The sequence below is a fragment of the Desertihabitans aurantiacus genome (genome assembly GCF_003344635.1).
Classification (GTDB): Bacteria; Actinomycetota; Actinomycetes; order Propionibacteriales; family Propionibacteriaceae; genus Desertihabitans; species Desertihabitans aurantiacus.
In genome coordinates this window covers 1-4606 of the sequence record NZ_QPKK01000285.1, presented here as the reverse complement: position 1 = coordinate 4606, position 4606 = coordinate 1, and the positions used below count along the sequence as shown (strand labels likewise).

Sequence of the window (4606 nt, the reverse complement as noted above, 5' to 3'; positions counted from 1 at the left end):
CCCGGCGACCAGCGCCGGGCCGTAGGGCATCGACGCCCCGCGACCCCGCAGCCGGCCGAGCACGGCCTGCAGCGCGCCGCCGGCGGTGCCCAGCAGCAGACCCAGCCACCACCCGTCCCAGCCCATCGAGCCGGCCGCCAGGCCGACCAGCGGTACCAGCCGGACGTCGCCGAAGCCGATGCTGCGGCCGCCGCCCCAGCGCCAGACCGCCCAGAACAGCGCGGTGGTGACCGCGGTGGCGAGCAGGGCGACCAGGATGTCGCCGACGGGCAACCTCGCCAGCAGCGCCACCGCCACCCCGACGCCGCCGACGGCCCAGCCCGCCCAGCACAGCTGGCGGGGGATCCAGGTGGTGGCGGCGTCGACCACGGCGCAGGCGGTGCCCGCCGACAGCAGCGCCCACCACAGCGGCGAAGCCGTCGGCGGCACCGCGAGCAGCACCACCACCGCGCCGACCAGGGCCACGACGCCGTGGATGAGCACGGTGCCCGGCCGGACCAGCGCGCGGTAGCCGGGACCGTCCTCCCCGGGCGGGGCCGCCGGCTCCGGCAACCGGAGCAGCACCAGCGGCAGCGCGACCACCCCGGCCGCCGCGAGCAGCACCGAGCCGGCCCGGAGGCAGGCGGTGAGCAGGTCCACGGGAGCTCCTGGATCGGCGCTGGGGTGCGGGTCAGGCGGCGTCGCGGAGGGTGCCGCGGGCGTCCTCGACGGCCGCGGCCAACAATGCCGTGCGGGCGGTGCAGAACAGCGCCGACCCGTCGAGCAGCGGCACGACCTCGGCCGGGCGGAGCTGCAGGCAGTGGGCGAGCTCGGCGGTGTCGAGGCCCTGGGCGTGCAGGCGGCGGAGCCGTCGGGTGGTGGTGGCGGCCTCGACGTGACGGCTGGCCAGCGCGGTCAACCGCGCCGGGGTGAGGGCCAGCAGCCTGGCCGCCGGCTCGGCCGGCAGCCGTCGCAGGGCGCGTCCGGGCTCGCCGGGACGTCCGCGCAGCAGGGCCCGCACCAGCCCCGGCTCGACCCCGGCGTGCAGGGCCAGGGCGCGCCACGGCAGCCCGGCGACGGTGAGCAGGTGCTTGACGTGGGCGCGGAAGGGGGCGGCGAGCACCCACCGGTGATCGGTCGTCAGGATCATGTCTCTCTCCTCGGGTCTTCACGGGAGAAGGCCCCGGGAGGAGGACGGACATGAGCCGCAGAGGGATGTGATCTACCTCACACGATCGAGGTGCTCGGACGTGACGACGCCCCCGCGACCTGGTCGCGGGGGCGTCGGGAGGTGCGTCAGCGCTGGGCCTTGGTGAAACCGGCCGCCTCGGCGGCGGTCTCGTCGGTGAACCAGACGTCGGCGATGGTGCGGTCGTACCCACCGGTGCCGGGGGTGTGGTACTTCATCGAGCGCTCGTTGCCCTTGATGGTGAAGCCCTCCGGCGGTTCGCTGCCGATGTAGGCGTTCGCACCGTACTTGGTGGCGCTGGCGCCCTGGTCGGGGTCGACCCGGTCGACCTTCTCGGCCACGGTGTCGGGCTCGGTGGGCTCGGTGCTCGCCTCCGCCACGGCCTCCTGGGCGGTGCCGGCGGGGCTGGTCGGGGCGTCGGAGGCCGTCGTGGCGCTGCTGGAGGGGCTCGCGGTGGTGGTCGTCGAGCCGGCGTAGGGGGCGCTGGGCTGGTAGGTCTCCCAGCCGGAGTCCTTCGGGCCGAAGAACTTCTTGAACAGCACGAAGGCCACCCCGCCGACGGCGGCGATGACCGCCAGGCGACGGAACCAGCGGCCCTTGCTCTTCTTCTTCTTCGGCAGCTCCAGCTCACCCTTGAGGGCGGCCACGGTGGCGGCCCCGCGGGAGGTTGCGGTCTGGGCCAGTTCGGTCTCGGCAGCGCGCTCGAGGAGCTCGCTCAGCCGGGGCAGCAGGTCGTCCTGCATCTTCTCCCGGGCGGTCTCCACCGCCGGGGAGACCTTCTCCAGGGCGTCGTTCAGCTTCGGGCCGAGGGTCTCGACGGCCTGGTGGGCCGCGACGGCGGAAGCCACCTTGGCCTGGTGGGCCAGCGGACCCACCTTCTCGCCCGCCATCTCGACGTAGGGAGCCAGCTGCTCCACGTAGTCGGCGACGGCCTTCTGAGCCTTCTCGGCGACGTCGGCTCCACGTTCTGCGGCCGTGTGAGATGTCTCTGCGGCGGCGCGCAAGACCTTGTTCTTGCGGGACACGTTTCCTCCGAGGGGTTGTCGATCACTCCACGCTGGAGTCCCGCCAGCCTAGCGGCGCGGTCGGGCCACCGGCCGGGACGGTCGGCGGGACGGCCGGGGCCTGCCGCGCCCGGGCCCGCCGGTCGGCGGGCCGTGACAGGATGGACCGCGTCCGAGCCGGCCGCGTGCCGGCGCAGCGAGTGAGAAAGGCAGCCGCGTGGGTCAGACCGCAACCCTGCACACCAACCACGGCGACATCGTCATCGACCTCTTCGACGACCACGCCCCGAAGACGGTGAAGAACTTCGTCGGGCTGGCGACGGGGACCCAGGAGTACCTGGACCCCGAGACCGAGCAGAAGACCACCGGCCGCTTCTACGACGGCCTCACCTTCCACCGGGTGATCGACGGCTTCATGATCCAGGGCGGCTGCCCGCTCGGCACCGGGACCGGCGGCCCGGGCTACACCTTCGCCGACGAGTTCCACCCCGACCTCAGCTTCTCCAAGCCCTACCTGCTGGCGATGGCCAACGCCGGGGCGGGCACCAACGGCTCGCAGTTCTTCATCACGGTCGGCCCGACCCCGCACCTCAACCGTCGCCACACCATCTTCGGCGAGGTCACCGACCCGGCCAGCCAGCAGGTGGTCGACGCGATCGCCACCGTGCCGACCGGCCGGATGGACCGTCCGGTGGAGCCGGTGGTCATCGAGTCGGTCGAGATCGCCTGAGCCGGGGTTGAGCCAGCCCGCCGGCGCGCGGCCGGAGCCCGGTCCCGCGCCCTGCTACCGACACCCCGACCGGCTGACCCGGATCTCCTGCCAGCGCTGCTCCCGCCCGATCTGCGGGGAGTGCATGGTGGAGGCCTCGGTCGGTTTCCAGTGCCCCGACGACGCCCGGCGCAGCGGCGGCGGGCGCCAGCCGCGGACCCGTACCGGTGCGCCCCTGCAGCTGGGTGGCCGGCCGTTGTCGCAGTACTCGGCCGCGGTGATCCTGGTGGGGATCAAGGTGGTGGTCGGGCTGGCCGACCTGGTCACCGGCGGGGCGGTGCAGGCCATGCTGGCCTCGGTCAACTTCCTGGTCGGGGCCGGTGAGGTGTGGCGACTGGTCACCCACGCCTTCACCTCGGGCTCCCTGCTGACGTTGGTGATCAACGCCCTCTTCCTGTTCTTCATCTGCCGCTCGATCGAGGCCGAGATCGGGCGCTGGCGGATCATCGCGGTGTACCTGCTGTCGGCGCTGGGTTCGGGTGCGGTGCTGTTCGCCTTCGGCACCCCGACCGGGGTGCTGGCCGGCGGGCTGACCGCGGTGCTGGGCCTGCTGGCCATGAACACCTCGCTCAAGCTCCGGCGTTCGGAGGACATCAAGCCCGACCTGGTCTTCCTCGCCATCCTGGTGGCGTTCAACCTCGTGATCGGCGGCTTCTCCCGCGACGCCCTGGGTGTGGTCAACCAGCTGCTCGGCATCCTCGGCGGGGTGGGATTCGGCTTCGCCGCCGGCTGGGTGCTGGGGCACGGTCCGCGCGAGGGCCGGACCCGCCGCCAGGTCGTCGGCCTCAGCGGACTGGCGGTGCTGGCTCTCGTGCTGGTGGGTGCGCGGCTGGCGCTGCAGCTGGCCTGAGCTGCGGCCGTCCCGTCCGGGCCGGGCGGGACGGTCAGCCGACCGGACGGTGCGGCACCGGCACCGGCGGGACGTCCGGTGGCTGGCTGAGCACCACGACCAGCACGCAGGCCACCACGGTGAGCACGACCAGCGCCCCGAGCAGCAGCACGGTGCGCGGGTGCAGCGGTGCGCGGCTCTCCGCGACGACGGCCGGGGCCGGGCTCTCGTCCACGATCACTCCGCGCCGAGGGAGAAGGCGGCCTCGAGGTCGTGGCTGGAGTAGGCCCGGAAGGCGATGTGGGTCTCGGTGCCGACGACACCCGGAACCTTGTTGAGCCGGTCGGCCACCACGGCGGCGATCTCGTCGTGGCTGCGCACGCGGACCAGGGCGATGAGGTCGATCGAACCGGTGACGGAGTACACCTCGGAGATGCCCGGCAGGGAGGCGATCTCCTCGGCCACCTCGGGGATCCGGCTGACGTCGGCCTGCACGAACACGATCGCGGTGATCATGGGGCGATCCTAGGGGAGAGGTCGGTCGGCACCATGTGCAGCGGCCAGCTCCAGTCGCCGTCCATCTCGATCAGCCGCACCCCGGGCTGCTCCATCCAGTCCGCCAGCCGCTCCACCTCCTCGGTCAGCGCGGCGGGTTCGGCCGCGGTGGGGGTGCGCACCGTCTCGGCGACGGCCACCGCCGAGCGGGCCACCGCCTGCGGCACCTCGCCCGGGACGGCCAGGGCCGCGGCCGCCAGCCGTCCCCAGCGCAGCACGTGGATCTCCCAGCCGGCCTCGGTGCGGCGGGCGGCCACCACCTGGCGGCAGCGGCTCAGGCT

General features: G+C 73.6%; 7 protein-coding genes and 1 pseudogene. 2 read left to right on the top strand and 6 right to left on the bottom strand.

Going from position 1 to position 4606, the window contains the following annotated elements; all coding sequences use genetic code 11:
• The 3 genes from DVA66_RS17360 to DVA66_RS17350 form a co-directional block, all read right to left on the bottom strand.
• Nucleotides 1-639, bottom strand: a 639-nt coding sequence (locus DVA66_RS17360) for a hypothetical protein (protein WP_114561188.1), incomplete at its 3' end; no start/stop codon positions are given.
• Nucleotides 640-670: 31 nt separating this feature from the next.
• Nucleotides 671-1129: a hypothetical protein gene (locus DVA66_RS17355; protein ID WP_114561187.1), complete on the bottom strand. Its 459-nt coding sequence runs from the start codon at nucleotides 1127-1129 to the stop codon at nucleotides 671-673.
• Nucleotides 1130-1275: 146 nt separating this feature from the next.
• Nucleotides 1276-2193, bottom strand: coding sequence for a sunset domain-containing protein (locus DVA66_RS17350; protein WP_157974089.1), 918 nt, complete (start codon nucleotides 2191-2193; stop codon nucleotides 1276-1278).
• A gap of 196 nt (nucleotides 2194-2389) precedes the next feature.
• On the opposite strand from DVA66_RS17350, the gene DVA66_RS17345 reads away from it, so the two are divergent.
• Both DVA66_RS17345 and DVA66_RS17340 read left to right on the top strand, forming a co-directional pair.
• Nucleotides 2390-2902 (top strand): peptidylprolyl isomerase, encoded by a 513-nt coding sequence (locus DVA66_RS17345; protein WP_114561185.1) that lies wholly within the window; start codon nucleotides 2390-2392, stop codon nucleotides 2900-2902.
• A gap of 7 nt (nucleotides 2903-2909) precedes the next feature.
• Nucleotides 2910-3791 carry a rhomboid family intramembrane serine protease gene (locus DVA66_RS17340; protein WP_157974088.1) on the top strand — a complete coding sequence of 294 codons (882 nt, stop codon included), beginning with the start codon at nucleotides 2910-2912 and terminating at the stop codon, nucleotides 3789-3791.
• A gap of 34 nt (nucleotides 3792-3825) precedes the next feature.
• On the opposite strand, the gene DVA66_RS17335 is transcribed toward DVA66_RS17340, so the two are convergent.
• The 3 genes and pseudogenes from DVA66_RS17335 to DVA66_RS17325 form a co-directional block, all read right to left on the bottom strand.
• Nucleotides 3826-4005: a hypothetical protein gene (locus tag DVA66_RS17335; RefSeq protein ID WP_157974087.1), complete on the bottom strand. Its 180-nt coding sequence runs from the start codon at nucleotides 4003-4005 to the stop codon at nucleotides 3826-3828.
• A 2-nt stretch (nucleotides 4006-4007) separates the two neighbouring features.
• The gene (locus DVA66_RS17330; RefSeq protein ID WP_114561182.1) at nucleotides 4008-4286 is read right to left on the bottom strand and encodes an Lrp/AsnC family transcriptional regulator; all 279 of its coding nucleotides are present in this window, start codon (nucleotides 4284-4286) and stop codon (nucleotides 4008-4010) included.
• A pseudogene (locus DVA66_RS17325) lies at nucleotides 4283-4606 on the bottom strand (DEDD exonuclease domain-containing protein); the annotation flags it as partial. The gene DVA66_RS17330 and the pseudogene DVA66_RS17325, both read right to left, overlap by 4 nt.

Excerpts from the sequence above, each read along its gene's own strand:
- DVA66_RS17355 (WP_114561187.1), bottom strand. The coding sequence starts at position 1,129 with ATGATCCTGACGACCGATCACCGGTGGGTGCTCGCCGCCCCCTTCCGC.
- DVA66_RS17330 (WP_114561182.1), bottom strand. The coding sequence starts at position 4,286 with ATGATCACCGCGATCGTGTTCGTGCAGGCCGACGTCAGCCGGATCCCC.